We start from the raw sequence: 23913 nt of genomic DNA, 5'->3' as shown, positions 1-23913 counted from the left end.
GCGGCACGCCACAGGAGTCCGGCGGGAAGGACGTCCGGGCATGACCAGCGCTGATACACACGGTCGCAGTCCCTCCCGAGCACGTCGGGCGATGGATGTCGTCGACGAACGACTCGGCATCCGGGCACTCGAGTACCCCGTCCCGGAGCACGCCAACAACCTGGCCTGGAGCCTGGGTGGCATCACCGCCGCCTCGTTCGTCGTCCTGATCGGCACCGGGATCCTCCTTGCCCAGTTCTACTCGCCCGTCCCGGAGTCAGCCAACCAGTCGGTCCGCGACCTGGTCACCGACGTGTGGGGGATGCGCTTCGTGCGGGGCCTGCACTTCTGGGCAGCGCAGGCCATGTACGTCACCGCCGCCCTGCACCTGATCCGGGTGTTCTTCACCGGCTCGTACAAGCGGCCGCGGGAAGGGAACTGGCTGATCGGCGTCGCGATGTTCGGGCTGGTCATCTTCGCCCTGTTCGCCGGCACGGTGCTCAAGTGGGACCAGGAGGGTTACGAGGCGTTGGGCCACAACCTGGAGGTCGCCGAGCTTCTCGGCGGGGCCGGGCTCTGGTTCTCCGCCGGTTTCTCCAGCCGGGTCTCGATCCTGGTCCGGCTCTACGGCGCCCACGTGGTCGTCATCCCCGGCCTGATCCTGGTCCTGTTCACCTGGCATGCATTGTTGGTCAAGCGGCATCACATCTCCCCCCACCCCAGCCTCACCGCTGATGACGGGGCCGAGCAGGCACCGCCTGCTGAGCCGACCGAGCCGTTCACCCACCACCTGCGCCGCATCGCCGCGCTCGGCCTCGCCTTGACAGGCGTCTTGGCCATCCTCGCCGTTCTGATACCTCCCGCAGTCGGACCCGAGCCGGTCGAGGGCATCGAGGTCACCCGGCCTCCGTGGAACTTCTGGTGGATGTTCACCCTGGAGAACTGGTGGGGCCTGCCCTGGATCGCCTACGGCGGCGGCGCCCTGTTCCTCCTCCTCATCGCCCTCCCCTTCGTGGACCGCAACCCCCACCGCTCCTGGTGACACCGACCGGTCGCGATGGGGATCGCCCTGCTGGTCCTGCTCATCGTCGTGGTTCTCACCGTCCTGATGGCCTTCACCGAGCCGGTGACGCATCTCGGCGAGATGTGACCCCATGCCCAACGCGTCTGAGACCACACACAGCGCGCGCCGGCCATTGCGGTCGTTCTGGTTGCTCACTGTGGTCGCGATTGCCGCCGCGGGGTCCCTCGGCGCAGCGCTGGCCGCCCATCCTGGTGCCTTGACCGGCGTCAGGGTCGCTCTGAGCGGGCTGGTCCTTGCCGCAGCGGTCACGCTCGCCGCCCGGGTCATGGTCTTCCACGAACTCGCGCGCCGCCGCAGTCGAGGATGACGCCGGCTCATCATCCGATCTCGAGATTTCACTGCCGGTCGGGTCGCCTCCGGCAGGCCCGTAACGAAGGGTCGAGCCGGAGGGATGAGTCAGCGCACCCGACCCGGGAGACGTGTGCTGCCACGGTGCACCACCGCGGCAGCCACGGGTCCACGCCGGCTCACGCGGCGCAGCGAGGAGCACGACTGAGGGCGGCCGCGGTGTGGCACCTCAGTTCAGGTCTTCGTCAAACCTTCACAGCGGCGAACCGCAAACCTTCATCGCCACTGCGGAGAGTGGACAGCAACGGGAACTGCAGTCAATCCGGGCCATCCGACCCGGCGTGCAGCCCAGGAAGAAGGAAGACCGTCATGACCGGCATGAGTCACCTCAAGTACATGCTCGTGGGCGGCGGAGCACTCTTCGTCGTGCTGCTGGCCCTCGGGGTCGCCCCGCAAGGCGCAGTGTTCATCGCCATCGCGCTGGCCTGCCCGCTGATGATGGTGTTCATGATGGGCGGCCACTCCGGCCACGACACCCAGTCCCGCGGTCAGAACGTCCGTAGCGACCAGGACGTCACCTCGCCCGGTCACCGGCACCACTGACACGCCCGCGACCGACAGGAGACGTCATGCTCACGCTCACCTCCCTTGGTGCTGCGGGCACCGTCACGGGCTCCAAGCACCTTCTGGAGTTCGAGGGCCGCCGCATTCTGGTCGACTGCGGACTCTTCCAAGGAGTGAAGACCCTTCGTGAGCTCAACTGGGAGCCGCTGCCCGTCGAGGCGTCAAGCCTTGACGCGGTGATCCTGACTCACGCCCACCTCGACCACACCGGCTACCTGCCGCGCCTGGTGCGCCAAGGGTTCCGAGGCCCGATCTACGCCACCGCTGGGACCCGCGACGTCGCGGAGATCATCTTGATGGACAGTGCTCGGCTCCAGGAACAGGACGCCGCGTACCTGAACAAGGTCAAGGCCAGCAAGCACTCCCCGGCCCTGCCGCTCTACGGTGTCGATGACGCCGAGCTGGCCCTTCAGCAGTTCGTGACGCGGCCGTTCGGCGAACCTTTCGCGGTCGAAGACGGCGCGAAGATCACCTTCCGGCGCGCGGGCCACATACGGAGACCCGATCATGTTTGACCCCGAGCCGGCAGGCGCGGCCGACTTTGTCGTGGTCGAGTCGACCTACGGCGATCGCGTGCATGAGCTGGTCGATCCCGCCGAAGCACTCGGTGAGGTAGTACGGCGAACGATCGGCCGTGGCGGGACCCTTGCTCATTCCCGCGTTCGCAGTCGGGCGTGCGCAATCACTGCTGTACTACCTGTGGCGGCTGCGTGACGCCGGCCAGATTCCCGAGGTGCCGGTCTTCCTGGACAGCCCGATGGCGATCAACGCCAGCGACCTGCTCCACGCCCACCGAGCCAATCACCGGCTCCCACCGTCGGTGTGCGATCAGGTGTGTCGGGTAGCGACGTACACCCGGGATGCTGAGGCGTCCAAACGGATCTCGGCCAATCGTGCTCCGAAGATCGTAGTCTCCTCCAGCGGTATGGCCACCGGAGGTCGCGTCCTGCATCACCTCAAAGCATTCGCTCACGATGCCCGCAACACCGTGCTCCTCACCGGGTTCCAAGCGGCTGGCACTCGCGGCCGGGCCCTCCTCCAAGGCAGTCGGGAACTAAAGATCCACGGACAATGGATCACGTCGGTGCCGAGGTAGAAAGCCTCTCCATGCTCTCGGCACACGCTGACGCCGATGAGCTGATCCGCTGGCTCCAAGGCTTCGGTGACGGCAGCGGCGCCGGGCCGCGTCGGGTGTTCGTGGTCCACGGTGAGGCACAAGGCTCGGAGGCCCTGCGGTCGCGCATCAACCGCACCTTTGGATGGGCCAGCGGCGAGGCGGGCATCGACGGGCTGCACCCCGACGAGTGCGGCCGTCGTTCCGCGACAGAACCAGGTTCACCAGCTGTAGATGGATGGTCGCCGAGAAGAATGGCCGCGGCCGCCCCGGGCCCGTTTGTCGAGAGCGTTGCCGACGTGGGGGTTGAGCAAGCAACAACTCACCATGTGCAGCGCCACTGGCCTGTGCAGGGATCGAGGACGCCGCGAAGGACCCGAGGAGTCCGGCAACCAGGTCAATGGGAATCCCCGTCACCTGCAGGGGCGATGCCGGCGGCCGGGACGCTGCCGGCCAAGCCAACTAGAAAATCGTTCGGGATCCTCGGCCTCCATCTCGTCGAGAATGGCGGCGCGCAGGATCGCCCACTGGAGCTTGCGCTTCACAGAGGGTTCGAAGGCCAGCGCCAGATTGCTGACACGCCACCAGCGGGCTAGATCGCGCCAAGACTGTCCGCTCAACAGCGTCGTCGCCACTTCGCTGTAGAAGCCCCGGGTCCGGATCTCGGCGAGCACACGCGCGGTGGTGGGAGGCCGACCAACCGAAGTCCCCGAGGGCACTTCGTGCTGACCCGGTTGCCAAGTCCGGCCCTCTGAACGGTCGTCCGGCCACCCGCGCAACCAACTGTGCATCCACATGGCGAACCTCTTCCGCTCCCGACCCTGCAACACAGCGTCCGTGGGTTCCCATGATCCCTTGGTGGCAGGGGGCCTGACCCCGGTTCTTGGACACGCTGAATCCAGCATCTGGTGCTGGGGAAGCGAGATGATCCGAGAATCATGGCCAGGAAGAACTACTCCGAGGAGTTCCGTCGTCAGGCCGTCGACTTGTACGAGTCCACCCCGGGCGCCACGGTCCGCGGCATCGCCGATGACCTCGGCATCGTGCGCGGCACGCTGCGGCACTGGCTCGAGGCCTACGGGACCGGCAAGAAGACCGCCGCTGACGGGACGCTGACCTCCAGCCCACTGCAGTCCAAGAGCTCGTCCAGGAGCCCGTCGGCGGCGCCCGAGGAGACACCGGAACAGAAGATCGCCCGGCTTCAGGCCCGGGTGAACGAGCTCGAGGTCGAGACAACCAAGCTCACCACCGAGCGCGAGATCCTCCAACGGGCGGCCAAATATTTCGCCGGGGAGACGCGCTGGTGAGTCGCTTCCAGTTCGTCGCCGACAACTCCACCACCTTCGAGGTGAAGCGACTGTGCGAGCTCGTCGAGATCGAGCGCTCGTCCTACTACGCCTGGCTCAAGGCGGCCCCAGCACGCGAGGAGCGCACCCGAGCCGATGCCGAGCTCGCGGAACGGATCAGAGCGGTGCATGCCGAGGACAGCACCCAGGGTGCGCCACGGATCACCGCTGAGCTCAACGACGGCGCACCTGCCGGCGACCGCGTGAACCACAAGCGCGTCGCCCGGGTGATGCGCCTTGAGGGCATCCGTGGCTATGTGAAGAAGCGTCGAGTGCGGACCACGATCCCCGAGCCATCGGGGCAGAAGTACCCCGACCTGCTCAACCGGGACTTCACCGCCGAAGCCCCGAACGAACGCTACGTCGGGGACATCACCTACCTGCCGTTGGCCGACGGGACGAACCTGTACCTGGCGACCGTCATCGACTGCTACTCACGTCGCCTCGCCGGCTGGGCCGTCGCCGACCACATGCGCACCGAGCTCGTCGAGGACGCCTTGAAGGCTGCTGCCGGAACCCGCGGCACCCTCAAGGGCGCGATCTTCCACAGCGACCACGGGTCGGTCGGCGAAATCAACCGGTCGTCGCAACACCTTGAGTTCGGAGGTGTTCGAGCATGGCGACAGCGGACTGGAGCAAGAAGACCAGCGACGCGCCAGAGGAGCTTCGCCGGCAGTGGCGTGCTGACCGGGCGTTGCGGCCAGCGATGCGCTCGCCCGGGCGTCCTGACCCGTCCCGAGCGGTGCAACGGCAGTTCTGGCGGCTGATCGCCACGGGCATCACGTCGGCAGAAGCGGCGCTGGCGGTCGGTGTGTCAGTGCCGGTTGGGACCCGCTGGTTTCGCCACGCTGGCGGCATGCCGCCCATTTCGCTGGCCGAGCCCACCGGCCGCTATCTGAGCTTCGAGGAACGTGAGGAGATCGCCATCCTGCACGCCCAGGACAAGGGCGTTCGCGAGATCGCCCGCGCGATCGGGCGTGATCCCGGAACGGTCTCACGCGAGTTGCGCCGCAACGCTGCGACTCGTGGGGGGAAGCAGGAGTACCGGGCCACCGTGGCGCAGTGGAAGGCACAGCAGGCGGCCAAGCGCCCCAAGACCGCGAAGCTGCTCGAGAACCCGAAACTGCGGGAGTACGTCCAAGATCGGCTCGCCGGCAACGTTCGCCGGCCCGACGGCACGATCGTCACTGGCCCCACACCGGCCCCCTGGAAGGGGCTGAACAAGCCGCACCGTGCCGACCGGCGTTGGTCGCTGGCCTGGAGCCCGGAGCAGATCGCACAGCGGTTGAAGGTCGACTTCCCCGATGATGAGTCCATGCGCATCAGCCACGAGGCGATCTACCAGTCGCTGTTCATTGAGGGGCGTGGTGCGCTCAAGCGCGAGCTGGTCACGTGTCTGCGCACCGGACGTGCGCTACGGCAGCCGAGGGCCCGATCGCAGAACAAGCCCGGTGGGCATGTCACGGCCGATGTGGTTCTCAGCGAGCGCCCCGCTGAAGCCGAAGACCGCGCCGTCCCGGGTCACTGGGAGGGCGACCTGATCATCGGCACTGGCCGGTCGGCGATCGGGACGATCGTTGAGCGCAGCAGCCGCTCAACGATCCTGGTCCACCTGCCACGCATGGAGGGCTGGGGCGAGAAGCCCTACGTGAAGAACGGTCCATCGCTCGGCGGCTACGGGGCCGTCGCGATGAACGCGGCGCTGAGTGCGTCGATCACCAAGCTGCCCGAGCAGCTGCGCAAGACCCTGACCTGGGATCGCGGCAAGGAGCTCTCGGGTCACGCGCAGTTCGCGTTGGAGACCGGCACGAAGGTGTTCTTCGCCGACCCCCACTCGCCGTGGCAGCGGCCGAGCAACGAGAACACCAACGGCCTGCTGCGCCAGTACTTCCCCAAAGGCACGGACCTGTCGCGTTGGTCCGCCGAGGACCTCGAGGCCGTCGCTCACGCGCTCAACAACCGGCCCCGCAAGATCCTTGGGTGGAAGACACCTGCCGAGGTGTTCGATGAGCAACTACGCTCGCTTCAACAACCCAGTGTTGCATCGACTGGTTGAACCCAAGGTCTACTGCTCGAAGGACTACGCCAAGCTCTGCAAGAGGCTCGGCGTCACCCAGTCGATGGGTGCGGTCGGCTCCTCGGCCGACAACGCGTTGGCGGAGTCGTTCAACGCCACGATGAAGCGCGAGGTCCTCCAAGACGCCGCCTGCTGGAGCGACGAGGCGACGTGTCGCCGGCAGGTCTTCAAGTGGCTCGTGCGCTACAACACCCGCCGACGCCATTCCTGGTGCCGCTACCTGTCCCCGTCCACCTACGAGTCCAACTACGCCGCTACGCTGCAACCCGCTGCGTAATCACACCCTGTGTCCAAGATCCGGGGGCAGGGCCCGGGTCGAGCACCAGGGCCCAACATCCCATCGCGGCCGGGCTAGAGTCCGGATCTCCTCGCCGTGGCGCCCTGACGCAACGCGATCGGCCACTCCCTGAGCACATCAGGTCCTGGATCGGGCAGCTGCCCGGTCCGGGGGCGGTGGCCTATGAGGCCGGCCCGACGGGTTTCGTCCTGTCGCGGTCGTTGAATGGGTCCGGGATCCGGTGCGAGGTGGTGGCACCGTCCAAGCTGCAGCGGCCCTCTGGTGATCGGGTCAAGACCCACGCCAAGGACGCAGTCCACCTGGCCCGCTTGCTGCGGCTGGACGAGATCACCCCGGTCGTGGTCCCCACCGTCGAGCAGGAAGCGGCCCGTGACCTGGTCCGGGCACGCGAGGACGCTCGCGGTGACCTGATGCGGGCACGGCACCGGCTCTCCAAGCTGCTGTTGCCGCCAGGGACTGGTGTACTCCGGCGGCCACGCCTGGACCGCCAAGCACGATGCCTGGCTGCGTCAGGTCGGCCGGGACCGACTCGGGCTCGGCCCCGCGACGACCCGGATGACCTTCGAGTCTGACTACGATTCGGTCCTGCAGGTCCAGGCTCGACGCGACCGGTTGGATGCACAGATCACCGTCATGGCCGCCGAGTCCGAGTTCACCCCGATCGTGCGCCGGTTGGGCTGCCTGCGCGGCATCGGCACCCTGACCGCGTTCGCGTTCGCGCTCGCGGTCGCGGTCGGCGATTGGCACCGGCAAGACCATCGGCTGCTTCGTCGGCTTGGTCCCCTCCGAGCATTCTTCGGGAGCCTCCCGGGTGCAGGGTCCGATCACCAAGACTGGCAACAGCCACCTGCGCCGGCTGCTGGTCGAGGCGGCCTGGCACCACAGCGCCCGTCATGTCGTCGGGGCCACCATGCGACAACGGTGGGAACTAGCCGGGCCGAGCAGCCGGGCCCGCGGCGACCAAGGCAATCGACGCCTCCACCACCGGTGGATCACGATGCGCGCCCGCCACAAGCGCAGCGTGATCGCCAACGTCGCGATCGCTCGCGAGCTGACCGGCTGGTGCTGGTCGCTGGCCGTCCTCGAGGAGTAACTGCCCAAGACGCTTCAAGGACGCCACCGGTAGCAGCGCCCGGAGCGAACCGCGCTTGAGCTATGAGCAGCCCCCACCAACGATGGGGTGACGCTCGACCTAGACAAGTGGCCCGCTCCAGCCGAACACCCCGCCCTGCGGTACCCAACCCGCGTATATCAGCCTGACCGCGCGTCGCCAACGACACGCTCCCAACGGCACCCCGCGACGAAGCACGAGGCACCCGCCCACCCCGGCGGGTGCCTCACCCTGCCCTTGACAGCAGGTCACTCCATATCAGCTCAGGTCACTTCGACGACGTGGACCTCTTCAGTGACACATAGCCCAGCGCAACCCCGAGGCCGGCCACGAGCGGACCGAGCGCGGCCATAATCCGCCCGTTGGATGCCACTCCCTCGAGCCACCCGAGCTCGGGCCACCCGAGCCACTGCGCGGTCCACTCGACGCCGAGGGCTCTTTCCGTGGGCTCTACCTGCTCTTCTTCATTGTCCTGTTCCCGGTTACGGCCAGCGTGAGGGGCGACAGCATCGCCTATGACTCCCCGCACTTCTACCTCACGGTTGTGCTGGAGGGCTACCTGCTGGCAACCTGCATCAGCGGGCTGTTCTCAAGCCACTGGTGCATCAAGGTGTTCGGGATGCTGGCGTTCATCTTGGCCATCGCGGCTGCGGTGGTCTCGCTCACCACCTTCGTCTCCGTGTGGTGGTGCTTCTACGCCGCTATCCTGAGCCTATTGGTGTACGTCCATTTCAGCGGCCCGAATGTAAGCCTGTCGACACCTGATGCCGCCGCCCGCCCACGGCAATGCATCCCCCGACACGCTCACGAATACACACGATGGAAGAACGGGCCGATGACCATGCGGCATCGCGCGAGTCAGGTGACGGCAACGGGCACGCGTGCTGAAGTCTGGCCCCCGCGAAGCACCGTCCGGCTCGAGCGCCGGTCCAGTTGACGTACGCAGGGTAACGCCAATCGAATTACACAATTGTTCTTCTACCATCAGCGTGGCGCGCTTGACAGGAGCCTTCTACTATCTTCCATCGTGGAACAACAGCACCAGTGGTCACTCCTGTCACACACGCCGCCAGTCCGCCCGATGACGCTGCGGAGCGCCCTATGGCGCGCCAGCCGAACGGCACGCTTGCTCACCGTGCTGGTTGCTCTGTTCGGGCTGGCGATGCCGAACTCCGCCGGCGCGTTTCGACTGACTACCTCTACATACTTGTGCACCGGCTACGCGAGTTGCCAAGCCGCTGGCTACGGGAATGGCGGATACCGGTCGGCTGCATCCACGTCTTACTGGCGGATGTTCACGGGGTACAACTGCACCAATTACATGGCGTACCGGCTCATCCGGAACGGCATGCCCGATACCCGCCCTTGGGAGGGCAGCGGCAACGCCTCGAACTGGGGAGTCGAGATGGCGTCGATCACCGACCAGACCCCCCGCGTCGGTGCTGCGGCTTGGTACAAGCCCCACGTCACTCCCGCAGGTTCGGCCGGACACGTCGCGTACGTGGAAGAGGTGGTCTCTGACACCGAGATCATTGTTTCGGAGGCCTATTGGGGCGGGGACTTCCACTGGCGCCGGATAACCAAGACCGGGGGCGGCTGGCCGAGCGGCTTCATCCACTTCAATGATGCTGCGATCGAGCCCACGACACCTCCCGTTATCTCCGGCACTCCCGCGGTGGGCTCCGCGCTGGAGGTCGGAGTAGGGGCGTGGACTCCCACCCCCACGAGCGTGACCGTCCGCTGGCTGGCCGACGGTGTCGCCATCCCCGGTGCCACTACCGCTGGTTACGTGCCCACCCCCGAGGTCAAGGGCAAGACCCTCACCGCGGAGGTCACGGCTGAGCGAGACAACTACACCCCCGGCCGGGCGGCTCTCGCCACCGCACCGGTGGCGCCCGGAACCCTCCAAGCCACCGCGCCGCCGACCATCCAAGGCACCCCGGAGGTCGGCCAGACCCTGACGCTCAGCGACGCCACGTGGTCGCCGCAACCCTCGAGGACGACCACGCAGTGGTACGCCGACGGCGTACCGATCGACGGAGCGACAGGCACGACCCTCGTGCTCGGCCGAGACCACATCGACAGGCGCATCAGTGCACGCATCACCGGCAGCGCGAAGGCCTACCGCAAGCTCACAGCATCAGCGCCGGACACCGAACCCGTCCTCGCCAAGGCCATCAGGGTCACACGATCCTTCGCGATCCAGGGCCGACCCCGCCTGGCAAGCGTCCTCGTTGCCAAGGCGGGCGACGTCCGGCCGAGCAACGCCTCGGCGGCCTACACGTGGCTGCGTGACGGCAAGCCCATCGCCAAGGCGACCAACCAGGCCTACACCGTCCGGCGGAAGGACATCGGCCGCAGCCTGTCTGTCCAGGTCACGCTGACCCACACCAACTTCCGCGACGTCACCGAGACCGTTCCGGTGGCGGGCCCGGTCACCAGTGTCGCGACCATGAGAGTCCGCACCGAAGCCGCCCGGGGGCGCGTTGCGGTGGAGGTCAGGGTGAAGGCACCCGGAGTGCCCGCCCCGACGGGCGGCATCACCGTCACGGTCGGCAACCGAACCGTTGAGGGCCAGCTCATCGACGGGCTCGCACGACTGGTCGTCCGGAATCTCAGGCCCGGCACCGAGCCGTTGATCGTGCGCTACGCGGGCACCGACCTGGTCCCGCCCTCCGCCTCGCGCTCACGCGTTGAAATCCGGTGACACGACCGCCTCTCATCGTTTCACCATCGGACTCGAACACTGCGCGCACGCACGCGCAGGCCATCAGCCGGGTCGAACGGGTGCGCGAGCCGTTCCCTGGAGAACCGCCGAGTCCGAGGGTGCATAGATTGAGACTATGATGCATAGTAGTCACCGGGCGGGCGCCCGATTTTCCCCCGGATCCGGCGCCCGCCCCCCGATCCCGACGACGTGGGTCAGTGCGCCGTCCCGGCCACAAGCAGGCCTGGCAGCAGCAATGCGACGACCGGCGACGCAGCCATCGTGACGACCAGCGACTGCGCGAGCTGGCGCTGCCACCACGCGAGTTGACGCTCACCCACCAGCGGATCGAAAACCAGCCGGTGCACGCGCGGCCCAACAGATCCCGCCATCAACAGGATGGCACCGCGCGGAACGGGGACCGACCCACCCGGGCTCGACACTGCGAGCAGCGCTCGCATGACGGCCTTTCGACCGTGCCTACCCACGGCCACGTCGTCGGCCTCGAGCTCGACGAGGAGTCGGACCTGCGCACGCATGTTACGCAGCAAACCAACACGGACTGCCAGCCTGCCAGCGACGTCTGCGCCAAAGATGTAGCGGTGATGGCGGCGCTCCAGATGAGCGGACTCGTGTGCAATGAGCGCATCAAGAGCAGCGCCGGGTAGTGAAGTCGCAGCACTCTCAGTGACATACACCGCGCGGTAACGCCCCGGACAGCACCACGCCGCCGGGCGCGGACCAGGCACCACCAAGAGCGGCGCACCCGAGCAGCCGGCGTGGTCAATCTCTCGCGCCGTCGGTGCGCCGCGCAGGGCCCGCCGGTCGCGAACCACTCGTGCTTGTTCCGTCACCACTACGCCCATGACCACCGTCGCCAGACCCACTGCCACGAGGGCGGTTCCGTTCCAAGCAACACTGACTGCACCACTGGCGTACTGACTGTGGAGTTGTTCCTTGTCCGCGTGCAAGGCCCACATGAGGGCGCGCTCAAGGACGTCGTGCGCGAGGACGAGCAGGGCAGCGGGGACGGCGAGATAGCACGTGAGAGCGAGTCCCATCCAGGCGCGAAGGGCAAGCCCCGGATGCCGCACTGCCCACTCGACGGACGCGAGAAAGCGGTCTCCACCCAGACCGGCTGCCAGCAGAAGCACCAGGAGCGCGGCAGCGATGACGAGACTCATAGGCTACCTCGGTTCGATTCGTCCATCCCGTGCAGAGCGGTCCGGAGCGCCTCAACCTCGGCCTCGTTCAAAGTCCCGGTGAACATGAGCAGCGCAGCCGAGCGGTCGGAGGTGGTGTCGAGAGCCTGCTCCATGAGCCAGGCGGTGTACTGAGCCTCGTCGCGGGTTGCTCCGTAAAGGAATGACCGCCCCTTGCGTTCGCGATCAAGCCATCCCTTCGCCCTGAGGCGCTCGATGACGGTGATGGCGGTGGTGTACGCCACTTCGTGATGTGCGGCGGCCAATGCGTCGACGACCTGTTGGACAGTGAGTGGCTCATCGGCGCGCCAGATGGCGTCCATGATCCTGGCTTCGAGGTCCCCGAAAGATCGCATACCTTCTTCTACCACGCGTCGTGGACACGCCAACACATCCCATGCTGGACGCAGGCACGTCCGTGAAACGGCGAGGCGTCTACATTATTTCTACATTGCGTCGTAACGTAGAGGAATGAGCACCTCAACCGCCCTCCCCGCCAGCCAGGTACTGATCAGACGTATGGGCCTGGCCGATCTCGAGTTCGTCGTTGACGAGCACCTCGCACACTTTCCTGACAACGTGTTCGGCCAGATGGGGCGCCGCTTCCTCACCGAGTACTACCGAACCTTCCTCGACGGGCCGCACGCGGAAGCGGTGGTCACCGTGGCGGAAGGTTCACGAGTGGGCTACCTGGTCGGCATCCTGGACGTTCGGGAGCATCGTCGCCTGGTGCGCAAGTTCCACTCCCGCCGCCTCGCATGGCACGCCACCGCCGCACTCGCACGACGGCCGCGCATGGCAGCCGGTCTTGTGCGCAGGCGAATCTCGGTGCGACTCACCGCGTTGCGGAGCCGCGCGGGAGCGAACGGTAATGGTTCGGAAGCCATAGCCGTGCTCTCGCATGTGGCCGTAAGGGCCGAGGCCCGTGGGCTCGGCCTAGGCACCTCAATGATCCTGCAATTCGTAGAACGGGCACAGAATTCAGGGGCACAGACCGTCTCGGTGGCCACCCGCGCCGGCACAGCAGGGGCCGGGGAGTTGTATCGGCAGCTGGGATGGAAGCTCACCCGCGAACGAGACACTTTTGACGGCAGGCGCATCGAATTGTACGACCTCGACGTAACCGCGGTTCGATGAGGGCGCGGGTGGTCGCAGCCCTCCTTCTCGTCGTTGCTCTGACTGCTGCCTGTACGGGTTCTGCGCAGCGCACAGATGTCGAACCGGATGCCCCGACCGTTCAAGGCTCTCCGGACGAGACCGCCGCCGAACCGGTACAGCCGAGCGCAGATCCGACCATCAGCCCGGTGCCCCCCGACCAATGGGACGCAATGGTTTCGGTGGGGATGGTGCGACCAGGGTGTCCGGTCCAGCGGCGGGGCCAGCTGCGACGCATCGACATCGGCTTCATCGACTTCGACGGCACCGCTCAGCGCGGGCACCTGATCGTGAACCGGGACACGGCACGGTCCTTCGTGCGCATCTTCACGGCCCTCTTTGACGCACGGTTCCCCATCGCCTCGATGACCGGCGTGGAGTCGTTCGGCGGGGACACAAACGCAAGCCTGAGAGCAAACAACACCTCGGCGTACAACTGCCGGCGGTTGGACCAGATCAACGCCCCGCCCCTGGAATCACCCCACGCGAACGGCAGGTCCGTCGACATCAACCCGGTGCAGAACCCGTGGATGGACCTGCGCTGTGACTGCTGGGTGCCGGGCAAGCGCAACAGCGCCCGTACGCCAGGCCCCGGCAAGATCCTTCCGGGCGACGAGGTAGTGCGACTGTTTGAGGCCGAGGGCTGGATCTGGCAGAACATCAAGGTCCCCGACTACATGCACTTCGACACCGGCTACCCATCCGTGCCCTACGAGCGCCCGGCCCGGACTACGACGCCCTAGTCGATCGCGGCCCAAGCCGGACCGAGCCGCGGAACCGGCCAGCATCGGACCATTCATGCGACTTGCTAAGACGCTGGCAACTATGTTGAATAGTAGTTCTTCGGGGACAAGCCTCCGGTGGTTCGCGGTCACGCCCAGCCATGGGCGTGACCCGAACAGCGGGAGCATCAACACGGGGACCTGTCGTCTACCCCAAGGAAGTCATGCCTGCACGAGCATCGGACCAGCTGCATGGGTAGCCATCGGGGAAGTCGCAGGCGACCGGCGAAGGCGCCGGCGCCACAGGCGAACCGACACCGTGCGATCACACCGACCGCCGGCAGGCGGCGATCCACTCCCCCGCGAGCATCTCGCACGGGCTACCGATTCCTCAGTCTCGCCCTCCGCCCTGCGGCAATGGGTGTCATAGCTCTCACCGCCTCTTCAGTGGGTGTCCTCTACGGGATAGACGCCGATGTCGCGCCGACTGGCCACTCGACATTCGACGCCGCGGGCCCAGAACCTTCCACCGACATGCCGGCTGCCCCGACCGGGCGTCGGCCCGTCGTGAGTCGCAGCTCACGTCGCCTCCGCGGCGACGCTCCAGCCTCGAACTCGTTGCTCGCTGCTGCCGAGCAGCAGTCCCTCGAGCGTGCAAGGACCTTGAAGACGTACGCCATCCAAGCCGCTGCGCAATCGGCGAGGATTGAGCGCGATCAGTGGACATTGCCCACCGCCTACGTCGCCCTCACAGCTCGCTTCGGCGACTCTGGATTATGGGCGAACCTCCACACCGGTCTCGACTTCAACGGCGATGAGGGCGATCCGATCTACTCAGTGGCCAACGGTACGGTCACCGCGGTCGGGTACGACGGCTCCTACGGCAACAAGACGGTCGTCACGCTCGAGGACGGCACCGAAATCTGGTACGGCCACCAGAGCGCGGTCTTTGTCGGCCTGGGCGAAGCGGTGCGTGGCGGAGAACAGATCGGGACGATCGGCTCGACCGGCAACGTGACCGGCTCCCACCTCCATCTGGAGGTCCGGCCCGGCGGCGGCGATCCGGTTGATCCATTCACCGTCTTCGCGGCGAAGGGCCTTCTCTAGCTCGACGGAGGTTCGGACGTGCTCGGCTCTTGATCAGCCCTCCGCCTTCTGGAGGGTTGAACGGCCGTCTACCGAAGTCGGCAGCCTCTTCACCTGGATTGGGACGGTGTCGTGACTGAGGGTCCTACTTCGCTGCGCTGAAGCGCATCACGTGGCCCTGCGCCGAAACGCGCACCGCCACGTCCTTCAAGCCGGCAGCATCCAAACCCTGCGTCAGCTCGACTGGCGAGATGATTCGGTGCGGTGAGCCGTCAAGCCGGTGCACGAGCCGAGCGAGCGCTGTGCTGGTGAGGTCGTAGCCGACAAGCAGGCCACCTTGCCGGAGCGTCCGAGCGGCCTCCACCAAGGCCTTCTCCCAGTCTATGACGTGGTGAAGCATGAGGTATGACGTCACAACGTCGAACGACGCCGAGTCGTACGGAAGGCCCGTCACATCAGCGCGTTCGACTCTCACGTTGGACATCCCACGCAGCAGCTGCGAGGCGGACCTCACCATGACGTCATCCACGTCGGTGACGATGATCGTTGCCTCCGGGAACCCGCGCGCCATGGCTTGGGCCATTGCACCGCTCCCGCCACCGATCTCGAGAACGCGGCCCGTGGGTCGAACGCCGTCCAATGCCCACGGAAGCACGTAGCGCTCCGCTACCCACCGCCACGGACCGCTCCGGCAAAATGCGCGCTCGATGGACGACATGACGGGCATCAGTCGAACAGCCCTTGCATTGTGGCGATCTCCTTGGTCTGCGCAGTCTCGGTGTCCCCGGCGAGAGCGACGGCGTCGGGATAGTGCCCAGCCTGTTGCTCCGCCTTGGCCATCTCTACGGCTCTGCAGTGGTGCTCGATCATCATGGCAAGAACATCTGGTCGAAGTCAGCAACCGGGGCGATCATGAGCCCCACCTCGCCGACGCTCAACGACGCGGGCGAGCGACATCTCGGGTCCGGTGCAGCCCGCGCACCCCGTGGCATTCACAGCGGGACTTGCCAGGTGCCGATGAGAGTGCTCATCCTGGCCAACCAGTCTCCCCACACTCCGGTCACCTGCAAGATCCCGAGCAGGACCAAGAGCGCACCGCCCCCCCGCGTGACAACTGCGGCATGTCGGCGGGCGAACGCGAAGGCCCTGAAGACGTGAGAGACACCGAAGGCGGCGAGCACGAACGGGACGCCAAGTCCCAGGCTGTAGGCAAAGGACAACAGCGCGCCCCGTCCTGCCGTTCCACTCGTGGTGGCGAGCGACAGCACGGCCGCCAGCGTCGGCCCGATGCACGGAGTCCAGCCGATACCGAACATCACCCCTAGCAGCGGCGCACCCGCGATCCCCACCTGAGGTTGGTAGCCAAGGCGAAACGTCCGAGCTGTCCCGGGGATGAAGCCGAGCACACCGGCGAAGACGAGCCCAAGCATGATCGTGACGACCCCCAACGCGCGCACGATCGCGTCCTGGTACTGGATCAAGGTCGAGCCAGCGGCGCCGAACAGCGTCCCGTAGCTGGTGAACACGGCCGAGAATCCGAGCACGAACATCACTGAGCCGATGATCGTGAGCGAGCGTCCTTGCCTGCCGGACCCTGCTGCCACGTCGGCACCTGATGCTCCGCTGACGTAGGCGAGGTAGCCCGGGACGAGGGGAAGGCAGCACGGGCTTGCGAAGGAGACGAGCCCCGCCACCATTGCGATCGGAATGGCAAGCAGCAGCGGACCGTAGGCGACAGCCTCTCCGAGAGACGCGAGAGTCACTGGATCTTCTCCGTGTCCGCGATCAACGAGCGCAACGTGGATCGATCGACACGACCGATCACCCGTGCGCGGACCACGCCGGCTTCGTCGACCACCAGCGTCGACGGAACCGCGCTGACCGGAACTATTCCGTTGAATTTGGCGAGCAGAGATCCGTCCCGGTCGTCGAAGCTGGGATAGGTGATCCCGTAGGTGCGCTCGAACTTGATCGCGGCAGCCGGCTCGTCGCGCACGTCGATGCCCAGGAAACGCACGCCCCGCCGCGCCGTCTCCTGCGAGATCGCGGCCAAGTCCGGGGCCTCGGCTCGACAGGGGCCGCACCACGATCCCCACACATTGATGACCAGGACATGTCCGAGCTGATCGGCCACGGAGAGAGTGGTGTCCTCCCCCAGGGTCGGCCCCTCGAGCTTCGGCAGCGGGATTCCTCGTTCACCGGGATAGAGCGTCGTGCCCGTCCCGAAGCTCGGGGAACCTGCTCGCGAAGACGCACCGCTGAGCTGACTGGCCTGCCACAGCGCGAGCGACACCAGGCCGACCACGATCACCGCCACCATGGGCCCCCTTGACGACCTCGCGCGCCCAGCCACAGCATCACCCATCTACTATCGTTAGTAGTTGATACTAGACCGATAGCCTCCGTCTTTCGAAACCCGGAGGCAGTGAAGGACGTGCCTCATGCCCACTCAGCCGCGTGATCGCGTACTTGGCCTGTCCGCCAAGGCGCGCCGGCTCGTCTACCCCCTGCTGGCAGTTACCGTGGTCGTGATCGTTGTGGGCACGCTCGCGACGCGTGGGAGCGCAGCGGAGGACGGGCCCCGCGTCGGCGGTGACCTCCACGCCGTGGGCGAGGTGGGCGATCGGCTGTTTGCCGCCGGCCACAACGGTGCCGGTTACCGTGCAACGAGCGGCGCGTGGACGCAGATCGATGCCCTGGACGACAAAGACGTCATGGCGTGGGCGCAGGCAGGCGCGTCGCTTCTGGCCGGCGCTCATGGTGGGCTCTACCGCTCTCTCGACAACGGGTCGACGTTCGATGTGGTCCAGGACCTCCCCGGGAGCGACGTCCACGCGGTCGGAGCAGTCGGCGAGCGCGTGTACGTCACGTCACCGGAGTTCGGTGTCGTCGTGTCGGATGACGGCGGAACGACCTTCGAGTCGGCCAGCGCCGCCGGCCTGGACTTCATGGGGACCATATGGGTCGATCCGTCCAACCCCGACGTGGCCGTTGCCCCGTCCATGCAATCTGGCGTGGTGAAGACCACCGACGGCGGTGCCACGTGGGCGTCGATGGGCACGTCCTCGGGCTCGATGGCGGCAGCTGTCGACGCCTCCGGCCAGCGGATGGTGACGATTGGCATGGATGGGTCTGAGTCCAGCAACGACAGCGGAGCCACCTGGACACTGCTCGAAGTACCCGCTGGGGCCAGCGCTGCCACCTACACTTCGGACGGCGAGCTCGTCGTGGCGGTACTGTCTGGCGAACGCGCGCAGCTCTACACGTCTGTGAACGGGGAATGGGATCTCCTCACCTGAGGTCTTACACGTAGGAGGGGTCGGTATGCGTCCACTGGGCGAACTCGAAGCCGTCGTCATGGAGCATGTCTGGTCCGCCGACCGACCCTTAGCGGTCCGCGACGTCCTGGAACGCATGGATCGCGAGCCGCCACTGGCCTACACCACAGTGCTCACCGTCCTGGACAACTTGCACCGCAAGGGCTTCCTGGCCAGGGACAAGGCGGGGCGCGCCTACCTCTACCGACCGACCAAAGGTCGAGCGGAACACACCGCGGATCTCATGCATGAGCTTCTCAGCGACAGTGGGGACAGCTCGGTCACCCTGTTGCGATTCCTGGACCGGATGTCGCCCGCCGAGGTCGAGCGCTTGAAACGGGCCATCGGTGACTAGCGCTCTGGTCCTCGTTGCCTTCGCAGTAACCGCGGGTACATGGGGAGTTTCGGCGCTGACTCAGGCACGATGGACCGCACGAGCCCCACGGTTGGCGATCGCAGCGTGGCAGGCGCTGGCGACTTCGGTGCTGTTGAGCATCGCCGCCGCCGGCGCCGCTCTGGCGATCGGTTTCCAGCATGTTCGCGGCGACCTGGCGCAGCTCTTCAACGTGTGCGTCGAAAACCTCAAGCACGGTTACGCCTCTCCCGGGGGCACGGTTGTTGCGACCCTCGGGCTGGCCAGCCTGAGCATCCTGGCGACGCGTACCCTGTGGTGCACCCTCTCGATCTGGCGTCAGGATGCAAACGAGCGTCGGGCTCGCGTCGCCATGCTCGACCTGGTTGGCCACGCCGGCATCGTTCCTGGGGTGCTCGTTCTTGACCATCACGCTCCCTATGCGTTCTGCATCGGCGGTCGGCGGCACCGAGTTGTCGTGACAAGTGCGCTCCTGGACTCACTCGACCCGTGCGAGCTCGATGCCGTCGTCGCCCATGAGGCAGCTCACCTGCGCCAGCGCCACCACGCGGCCCTCATGATCTGTCGCATCACTTTCGGGACGCTCGCGCCCTTCTTCCCTGCGTTCCGAACCGCGTTGCCACACGTACGGCTCTTCGCAGAGCTTTCCGCCGATGACTCCGCTCGGAAGCGCGTCGGAGTCGCACCTCTGCGGTCGGCGCTCCTCCACCTCGCCCGCATTCCTGCTCCGTCGGGGACGCTCGCCGCGAGCGCCAGTGACGTCGAGACCCGCCTCGTACGCCTGACCGATCAGAAGGCCGGCTTGCCGCGACACCGCGCGGTTGTCGCCGGTGTGACCATCGCAGGGCTCGTCGTCGTGCCACTCGCCCTGGTCGCCGCGCCTGTCGTTGCGATGGCGTGGGAAGGCATGTGCCTCATCGGTTAGCTGTGATGTCCAGGGAGGTTGTACCGCCCGGAATCGGTGAGCCTGCCTGACAGGTGAAGGCCCCCGGTTGTGAAGTGGAGCTGTCTAGTTCAACGCTTCACCGACCGGAGGCCCTCGTGTCCCACGCTAACGCTGCCCTAACCCCGCGAGCCCGTCTGAGGCTTGCCCAGCTCGTTGTCGACCGCGGTTGGACCCATGCCGCAGCAGCCAAGATGTTCATGGTCGCCCCGCGTACCGCCAAGAAGTGGGCTGATCGCTACCGGAACGAGGGGCCGGCCGGGATGGTCGATCGCAGCTCGCGGCCGAAGACCAGCCCGACCCGGACCAGCCCGGAGGTGGTGCGTCAGATCGTGCGACTGCGGTGGCGTCACCGACTGGGGCCGGTCCAGATCGCCGGCAGGCTCGGCATGCAGGCCTCCACCGTGCACGCGGTGCTGGTGCGGTGTCGGATCAACCGTCTGTCCCGCATCGACCGTGTCACCGGTGAGCCCTTGCGCCGCTACGAGCACCCGTACCCCGGTTCGCTGATCCACGTCGACGTCACCAAGTTCGGCAACATCCCTGACGGCGGCGGCTGGCGGTACGTGGGACGCACCCAGGGGCGCCACAACGCCGAAGCCACCGCCCGCAGGACCGGGGAGCGCGGCAAGCGGTACCGGCCGCTCATCGGAACCGCCTACGTACACACCGTGATCGACGACCACTCCCGCTTGGCCTACGCCGAGATCTGCACCGACGAGCGGGCCGCGACTGCGATCGGTGTCATGCAACGCGCGGTCGCGTGGTTCGCCGACCACGGCGTGAGCGTCGAGCGTGTGTTGTCCGACAACGGCTCGGCCTACAAGTCCCACGCCTGGCGCGACGCATGCGCCGAGCTCGGGATCACACCGAAACGGACTCGCCCCTACCGCCCGCAGACCAACAGCAAGATCGAGAGATTTCACCGCACCCTGGCCGACGGCTGGGCTTATGCCCGCTTCTACGAATCAACCGAGCAACGCAACACCGCGTTGCCGACCTGGCTGCACTTCTACAATCACCACCGCGCCCACTCCGCCATCGGAGGCCGGCCGCCGATCACCCGACTGAACAACGTGCCTGGACATCACAGTTAGCCAGTCCCCGCGACAACACGCATCAGCACGACCGCCAGGATTCTGAATCGACCGGGATCGTCCGCGCCCTTTGACGTCCATCTACTATCCTCCCTAGGAGACGCCGAGGATAGGACCAAGATGGCACGTATGAGGTGGCGAGCGCAGAAGAGCGCGGCCGACAGACAGTTGTCGAACTGGACGCGACGGCGGGTGCTTTCGTGGTCGTTGTTCGTGCTTGCTGGGGTCATCGCGGTCCAGCACGTGGTCGCCCATGGCGGGTTCCAGCCACTCCCCTTGTCGATGGGCTGGCAGGATCTCCTGGTGGGCTACCCGATGGCGGCCGTTCTCGCCGTGGCAGGTGCCATCGCCCTGGACCCCAACCCGAGGATCTGAGGGCCCCAGGTGCTTCCTCTGTCGTTGCCAAGTCCTGCGCAAGGCGTCTGGTACCTCGGTCCTCTGCCCCTGCGCGCGTACGCGCTCTGCATCATCATCGGCATCATCGCTGCCATCTGGCTCGCCGAGCGTCGCTGGGTATCACGAGGAGGCGAGCCGGGCGCAGTCTCGGACGTCTCCCTGTGGGCCATTCCCTTCGGCATCGTCGGTGGTCGCCTCTACCACGTCATCACCGACCCCCAGCTGTACTTCGCTGACGGACAGAACCCGTGGAACGCCTTTGCTGTCTGGCGCGGAGGCCTGGGCATCTGGGGGGCAATCGCTCTGGGTGCCGTGGGTGCGTGGATCGGAGCACGCCGCGCGGGCATCTCCTTCTCCGAGCTGGCGTGGGCGCTCGCACCCGCCATCCCGCTCGCCCAGGCCATTGGGCGCTGGGGAAACTGGTTCAACCAGGAGCTGTTCGGTAGACCCACGGACCTGCCGTGGGGTCTTCGCATAGACCCCGAGCATCGTCCGGTCGGCTACGAAGCACAGACGACGTTCCACCCGACCTTCCTGTACGAGTCAATGTGGAATCTCGGACTGGCCGGACTGCTGATCTGGGTCGGAGGACGGTTCCGGATGACCGGCGGACAGCTCTTCGCGGTGTACGTCATGGGCTACACCGCCGCACGCAGTTGGATCGAATACCTGCGCATCGACACCGTCAACCATGTCCTCGGGGTCCGCCTCAACGTGTGGACCAGCATCGCCGTGTTTGTCGCTGCGGCTGTGGCCTTCTCCATTGCCACTCGGCGGGCACATGCGGTCGAAGCTCGTGGATCGACCGGCGAGCTGGTGCCGTGACGCGACGAGCAACGCCCGGCCTTCTCGTGACCCTGGTGGGTGTGGTGGTGATCGCTGGTGCACTCGCCGGTTGCTCAGGCGGCGAGGCGACCGACCGGACCGGGTCTCCCGATCCCGCGATCGTCGAAATCGCAGAGCCCGACCGTGTCGTGGTCGACGACTTCGAGGCCGTCCTCCTTGACGGTTCGGAGGTCAGCTCCTCGCGCCTCGACGGTGTGGTCACAGTCGTCAACGTCTGGGGTTCCTGGTGCGGCCCCTGTCGCGTCGAGGCACCCGTCCTTCGCGAGGTCTCCCAGCAGTACGACGATCGCGGCGTCGAGTTCCTGGGTCTCAACGTGCGCGACAACGACGCCGCTGCCCTCGCCTTCGAGAGACGGTTCAAGATCTCGTACGACAGCGTGACCACGTCGGACTCCCCCCGGGTGTCGCTCGCGTTCGGCGGGCTGCTCACCACCGCCGCCGTCCCGATGACCGTCGTGGTTGACCCTGAGCGACGGGTTGCTGCTCGTGTCATCGGCGCAGTGTCGGCCGCAACCCTGAGGGCATTGCTCGAGTCGGTGCTCGAAGAGGCCGACGACCGGGACGGACGGTGAGCGGCGCGGAACCCGGCCGGACCGCCGTGCGGCCGCTCCTCGCCCTGGGGTCGGGCGCTCTCCTTGCGGGCGCCTACCAGCCTGTGGACCTGCCGGCGCTGTCGATCCCCGCAGTAGCCGTATTCAGCGCGGTGGCCTGGTCGGGCACGTGGCGGGCCGGAGCCCTGGCCGGAGCCGCTTTCGGCCTCGGCTTCCTTGGCCCGCTGCTCTGGTGGCTCTCGGGTTCGATCAGCCCTGGCGCATGGCTGGCGCTGGTTGCTGTGCAGGCTGGCTGGTTCGCCTTGCTGGGCAGCGCTATCGCGACCGTGCGTTCCTTGCCAGGGGTGGCGTGGTGGACGGCCGTTCTGTGGACGGCGGTGGAGGTGTTGCGTTCAGCGTGGCCATTGGGAGGGTTGCCGTGGGGGCGTCTCGGATTCTCCGCACTGGACACCGTGTGGCAGGGGTGGTTGCAGTGGGGCGGGGTGACCATCACCACCTTTGTCCTGGCCCTGGTAGGCGCCGCGACCGGGCGTCTGGTCGTGTCTCGCGGCCCACGCGCCGCGCCCCTCGGGGTGGCAGGGCTCGTGGCGGCCGCATCGATGGCGCCGGCCACCATGGCCGCGAAGCAGCCTCGGACCGACGACAACGCGCGCGTGGCAATCGTGCAGGGCGGAGTTCCCGGTGCCGGCAACCGGCTGGTGGACTACCACCGCGAGGTCACTGACAACCACGCCCGCGAGACGTTGGCTCTGTTCGCGCGACGTGACGCCTCTGGCCAACCTGCACCTGACTTCGTGCTCTGGCCGGAGAACGCGACGGCCGTGGACCCGGTGACGGACGAGCGAGCCAATCGCGCGATCCGGGAGACCGCGCGCGCGACGGGTGTACCGCTTCTGGCCGGGTCCGTCACGGACGGGCCGGGCGCGGATGGCGCCCGCAACCAAGGCATCGTCTGGTCATCCAGTGGCGCACCAGGTCAGCGCTACACCAAGCGACATCTGGTGCCGTTCGGTGAGTACGTCCCTTGGCGAAGCCTTGCCACCAGGGTCTCGAACCGTCTGATCGAGATTCCTCGCGACATGGTCGCGGGCACGGTAGGTGCGCCCCTCGACGTGGCTGGCATCCCCGTCGCCGACGCGCTGTGCTTCGATGTGGCCTACGACGACGTCATTGCTCCACAGGTACGTCGGGGCGCATCGCTGGTTACCGTCCAGACGAGCAATGCGATGTTCCTGGGCACCGCGCAGCTGGAGCAGCAGTGGGACATCAGTCGCGTTCGGGCCATTGAGTCCGGGCGTGCGGTGGTGGTCGCGTCCGTCAACGGCGTCTCAGGAGCTATCGGTCCCGATGGGCAGGTGATCGCCAGGCTGGCCACCAGAGGCACCGCCAGTGCGGTCGTGGAAGTCCCGCTCGCCCGGACCCTCACGCCCGCGATGCGGTGGGGGCCGTGGCCCGGACGCGGGGCCGTCTCCCTCGCCCTCCTCGGCTTGGTCGGGGTCCTTGTCCGCCGACTGCGATCGCGTGGGCCGCTAGCGTCATCGGCGACGCCAGGTGGATCTGGCGCTCGCTGACCACGCCTCGGACTGCCCCCGCTGCC

The 23913-nt window shown here is 66.9% G+C and carries 24 protein-coding genes and 4 pseudogenes; 21 read left to right on the top strand and 7 right to left on the bottom strand.

Annotated elements, in window-relative coordinates:
• The first annotated feature begins 91 nt into the window (after positions 1-91).
• From CFI00_RS08885 to CFI00_RS23970, 5 genes and pseudogenes are all read left to right on the top strand, one after another.
• Positions 92-1021, top strand: coding sequence for a cytochrome b N-terminal domain-containing protein (locus CFI00_RS08885; RefSeq protein WP_207084815.1), 930 nt, complete (start codon positions 92-94; stop codon positions 1019-1021).
• A gap of 699 nt (positions 1022-1720) precedes the next feature.
• The gene (locus tag CFI00_RS08880; protein WP_207084814.1) at positions 1721-1954 is read left to right on the top strand and encodes a DUF2933 domain-containing protein; all 234 of its coding nucleotides are present in this window, start codon (positions 1721-1723) and stop codon (positions 1952-1954) included.
• Between the two features lie 26 nt (positions 1955-1980).
• Entirely contained in the window at positions 1981-2490 is a 510-nt protein-coding gene (locus CFI00_RS08875; protein WP_207084813.1) for an MBL fold metallo-hydrolase, read from the top strand.
• A 119-nt stretch (positions 2491-2609) separates the two neighbouring features.
• Positions 2610-3071, top strand: a complete 462-nt coding sequence (locus tag CFI00_RS08870; protein ID WP_207084812.1) for a hypothetical protein — start codon at positions 2610-2612, stop codon at positions 3069-3071.
• Positions 3047-3178: pseudogene (locus tag CFI00_RS23970) on the top strand (MBL fold metallo-hydrolase RNA specificity domain-containing protein); the annotation flags it as partial. The gene CFI00_RS08870 and the pseudogene CFI00_RS23970, both read left to right, overlap by 25 nt.
• Positions 3179-3502: 324 nt before the next feature.
• Here the strand turns inward: CFI00_RS23970 and CFI00_RS23555 are convergent.
• A complete protein-coding gene (locus tag CFI00_RS23555) occupies positions 3503-3763 on the bottom strand; it encodes a hypothetical protein (protein ID WP_242532748.1) in 261 nt (86 codons plus the stop codon).
• A 264-nt stretch (positions 3764-4027) separates the two neighbouring features.
• Here CFI00_RS23555 and CFI00_RS08860 point away from each other — a divergent pair.
• From CFI00_RS08860 to CFI00_RS08835, 6 genes and pseudogenes are all read left to right on the top strand, one after another.
• A pseudogene (locus CFI00_RS08860) lies at positions 4028-5001 on the top strand (IS3 family transposase); the annotation flags it as partial.
• Positions 5002-5291: 290 nt separating this feature from the next.
• Positions 5292-6491 (top strand): IS30 family transposase, encoded by a 1200-nt coding sequence (locus CFI00_RS08855; RefSeq protein ID WP_207082267.1) that lies wholly within the window; start codon positions 5292-5294, stop codon positions 6489-6491.
• Between the two features lie 7 nt (positions 6492-6498).
• Positions 6499-6789, top strand: a pseudogene (locus CFI00_RS08850) (integrase core domain-containing protein); the annotation flags it as partial.
• A gap of 790 nt (positions 6790-7579) precedes the next feature.
• Positions 7580-7687: pseudogene (locus CFI00_RS23550) on the top strand (transposase); the annotation flags it as partial.
• A 535-nt stretch (positions 7688-8222) separates the two neighbouring features.
• Positions 8223-8858 (top strand): DUF6629 family protein, encoded by a 636-nt coding sequence (locus CFI00_RS08840; RefSeq protein ID WP_347401901.1) that lies wholly within the window; start codon positions 8223-8225, stop codon positions 8856-8858.
• Between the two features lie 90 nt (positions 8859-8948).
• Entirely contained in the window at positions 8949-10628 is a 1680-nt protein-coding gene (locus CFI00_RS08835; RefSeq protein WP_207084808.1) for a CHAP domain-containing protein, read from the top strand.
• Between the two features lie 215 nt (positions 10629-10843).
• On the opposite strand, the gene CFI00_RS08830 is transcribed toward CFI00_RS08835, so the two are convergent.
• Both CFI00_RS08830 and CFI00_RS08825 read right to left on the bottom strand, forming a co-directional pair.
• Positions 10844-11812, bottom strand: a complete 969-nt coding sequence (locus CFI00_RS08830; protein WP_191281061.1) for a M56 family metallopeptidase — start codon at positions 11810-11812, stop codon at positions 10844-10846.
• Positions 11809-12186: a BlaI/MecI/CopY family transcriptional regulator gene (locus CFI00_RS08825; RefSeq protein ID WP_191281060.1), complete on the bottom strand. Its 378-nt coding sequence runs from the start codon at positions 12184-12186 to the stop codon at positions 11809-11811. Before CFI00_RS08825 ends, CFI00_RS08830 begins: the two co-directional genes overlap by 4 nt.
• A 115-nt stretch (positions 12187-12301) precedes the next feature.
• Here CFI00_RS08825 and CFI00_RS08820 point away from each other — a divergent pair, with 115 nt between their 5' ends.
• From CFI00_RS08820 to CFI00_RS08810, 3 genes are all read left to right on the top strand, one after another.
• Complete coding sequence (locus CFI00_RS08820; RefSeq protein ID WP_207084807.1) at positions 12302-12967, top strand: GNAT family N-acetyltransferase; 666 nt, start codon at positions 12302-12304, stop codon at positions 12965-12967.
• An 8-nt stretch (positions 12968-12975) separates the two neighbouring features.
• Entirely contained in the window at positions 12976-13728 is a 753-nt protein-coding gene (locus CFI00_RS08815) for a M15 family metallopeptidase (RefSeq protein WP_242532747.1), read from the top strand.
• A gap of 642 nt (positions 13729-14370) precedes the next feature.
• Positions 14371-14814 (top strand): M23 family metallopeptidase, encoded by a 444-nt coding sequence (locus CFI00_RS08810; RefSeq protein WP_207084805.1) that lies wholly within the window; start codon positions 14371-14373, stop codon positions 14812-14814.
• Positions 14815-14938: 124 nt separating this feature from the next.
• On the opposite strand, the gene CFI00_RS08805 is transcribed toward CFI00_RS08810, so the two are convergent.
• From CFI00_RS08805 to CFI00_RS08790, 4 genes are all read right to left on the bottom strand, one after another.
• Positions 14939-15511 carry a class I SAM-dependent methyltransferase gene (locus CFI00_RS08805; protein WP_277988363.1) on the bottom strand — a complete coding sequence of 191 codons (573 nt, stop codon included), beginning with the start codon at positions 15509-15511 and terminating at the stop codon, positions 14939-14941.
• An 8-nt stretch (positions 15512-15519) separates the two neighbouring features.
• Complete coding sequence (locus CFI00_RS23545; RefSeq protein ID WP_229856819.1) at positions 15520-15666, bottom strand: DUF305 domain-containing protein; 147 nt, start codon at positions 15664-15666, stop codon at positions 15520-15522.
• A 119-nt stretch (positions 15667-15785) separates the two neighbouring features.
• Positions 15786-16556, bottom strand: a complete 771-nt coding sequence (locus tag CFI00_RS08795) for a cytochrome c biogenesis protein CcdA (protein ID WP_242532745.1) — start codon at positions 16554-16556, stop codon at positions 15786-15788.
• The gene (locus CFI00_RS08790; protein ID WP_191281055.1) at positions 16553-17113 is read right to left on the bottom strand and encodes a TlpA disulfide reductase family protein; all 561 of its coding nucleotides are present in this window, start codon (positions 17111-17113) and stop codon (positions 16553-16555) included. Before CFI00_RS08790 ends, CFI00_RS08795 begins: the two co-directional genes overlap by 4 nt.
• Positions 17114-17234: 121 nt before the next feature.
• On the opposite strand from CFI00_RS08790, the gene CFI00_RS08785 reads away from it, so the two are divergent.
• From CFI00_RS08785 to lnt, 7 genes are all read left to right on the top strand, one after another.
• Positions 17235-18092: a hypothetical protein gene (locus CFI00_RS08785; RefSeq protein ID WP_191281054.1), complete on the top strand. Its 858-nt coding sequence runs from the start codon at positions 17235-17237 to the stop codon at positions 18090-18092.
• Positions 18093-18117: 25 nt separating this feature from the next.
• Positions 18118-18465 (top strand): BlaI/MecI/CopY family transcriptional regulator, encoded by a 348-nt coding sequence (locus tag CFI00_RS08780; protein ID WP_191281053.1) that lies wholly within the window; start codon positions 18118-18120, stop codon positions 18463-18465.
• A 91-nt stretch (positions 18466-18556) separates the two neighbouring features.
• Entirely contained in the window at positions 18557-19408 is an 852-nt protein-coding gene (locus CFI00_RS08775) for a M56 family metallopeptidase (RefSeq protein WP_207084803.1), read from the top strand.
• Positions 19409-19524: 116 nt separating this feature from the next.
• A complete protein-coding gene (locus CFI00_RS08770; RefSeq protein ID WP_207084802.1) occupies positions 19525-20523 on the top strand; it encodes an IS481 family transposase in 999 nt (332 codons plus the stop codon).
• A gap of 384 nt (positions 20524-20907) precedes the next feature.
• Positions 20908-21744 (top strand): prolipoprotein diacylglyceryl transferase, encoded by an 837-nt coding sequence (gene lgt, locus CFI00_RS08765; protein WP_191281051.1) that lies wholly within the window; start codon positions 20908-20910, stop codon positions 21742-21744.
• Positions 21741-22337, top strand: coding sequence for a TlpA disulfide reductase family protein (locus tag CFI00_RS08760; protein ID WP_207084801.1), 597 nt, complete (start codon positions 21741-21743; stop codon positions 22335-22337). The genes lgt and CFI00_RS08760 overlap by 4 nt, the downstream gene beginning before the upstream one ends.
• Positions 22334-23887 (top strand): apolipoprotein N-acyltransferase, encoded by a 1554-nt coding sequence (lnt, locus tag CFI00_RS08755; RefSeq protein ID WP_207084800.1) that lies wholly within the window; start codon positions 22334-22336, stop codon positions 23885-23887. Before CFI00_RS08760 ends, lnt begins: the two co-directional genes overlap by 4 nt.
• The last annotated feature ends 26 nt before the right edge of the window (positions 23888-23913 follow it).

The organism is Nocardioides sp. S5 (assembly GCF_017310035.1).
In the GTDB taxonomy this organism is placed as follows: Bacteria; Actinomycetota; Actinomycetes; order Propionibacteriales; family Nocardioidaceae; genus Nocardioides.
Note: the sequence above shows the minus strand (reverse complement) of the source record. Positions and strands in the feature narration are given on the sequence as shown.

What these genes read in the sequence shown, in the direction of transcription:
- CFI00_RS08820 (WP_207084807.1), top strand. Translation starts at nt 12,302, where the DNA reads ATGAGCACCTCAACCGCCCTCCCCGCCAGCCAGGTACTGATCAGACGT.
- CFI00_RS08885 (WP_207084815.1), top strand. Translation starts at nt 92, where the DNA reads ATGGATGTCGTCGACGAACGACTCGGCATCCGGGCACTCGAGTACCCC.
- CFI00_RS08830 (WP_191281061.1), bottom strand. Translation starts at nt 11,812, where the DNA reads ATGAGTCTCGTCATCGCTGCCGCGCTCCTGGTGCTTCTGCTGGCAGCC.
- CFI00_RS08780 (WP_191281053.1), top strand. Translation starts at nt 18,118, where the DNA reads ATGCGTCCACTGGGCGAACTCGAAGCCGTCGTCATGGAGCATGTCTGG.
- CFI00_RS08785 (WP_191281054.1), top strand. Translation starts at nt 17,235, where the DNA reads ATGCCCACTCAGCCGCGTGATCGCGTACTTGGCCTGTCCGCCAAGGCG.
- CFI00_RS08825 (WP_191281060.1), bottom strand. Translation starts at nt 12,186, where the DNA reads ATGCGATCTTTCGGGGACCTCGAAGCCAGGATCATGGACGCCATCTGG.
- CFI00_RS08880 (WP_207084814.1), top strand. Translation starts at nt 1,721, where the DNA reads ATGACCGGCATGAGTCACCTCAAGTACATGCTCGTGGGCGGCGGAGCA.
- CFI00_RS08790 (WP_191281055.1), bottom strand. Translation starts at nt 17,113, where the DNA reads ATGGTGGCGGTGATCGTGGTCGGCCTGGTGTCGCTCGCGCTGTGGCAG.
- CFI00_RS23545 (WP_229856819.1), bottom strand. Translation starts at nt 15,666, where the DNA reads ATGATGATCGAGCACCACTGCAGAGCCGTAGAGATGGCCAAGGCGGAG.
- CFI00_RS08875 (WP_207084813.1), top strand. Translation starts at nt 1,981, where the DNA reads ATGCTCACGCTCACCTCCCTTGGTGCTGCGGGCACCGTCACGGGCTCC.
- CFI00_RS08855 (WP_207082267.1), top strand. Translation starts at nt 5,292, where the DNA reads ATGCCGCCCATTTCGCTGGCCGAGCCCACCGGCCGCTATCTGAGCTTC.
- CFI00_RS08805 (WP_277988363.1), bottom strand. Translation starts at nt 15,511, where the DNA reads ATGTCGTCCATCGAGCGCGCATTTTGCCGGAGCGGTCCGTGGCGGTGG.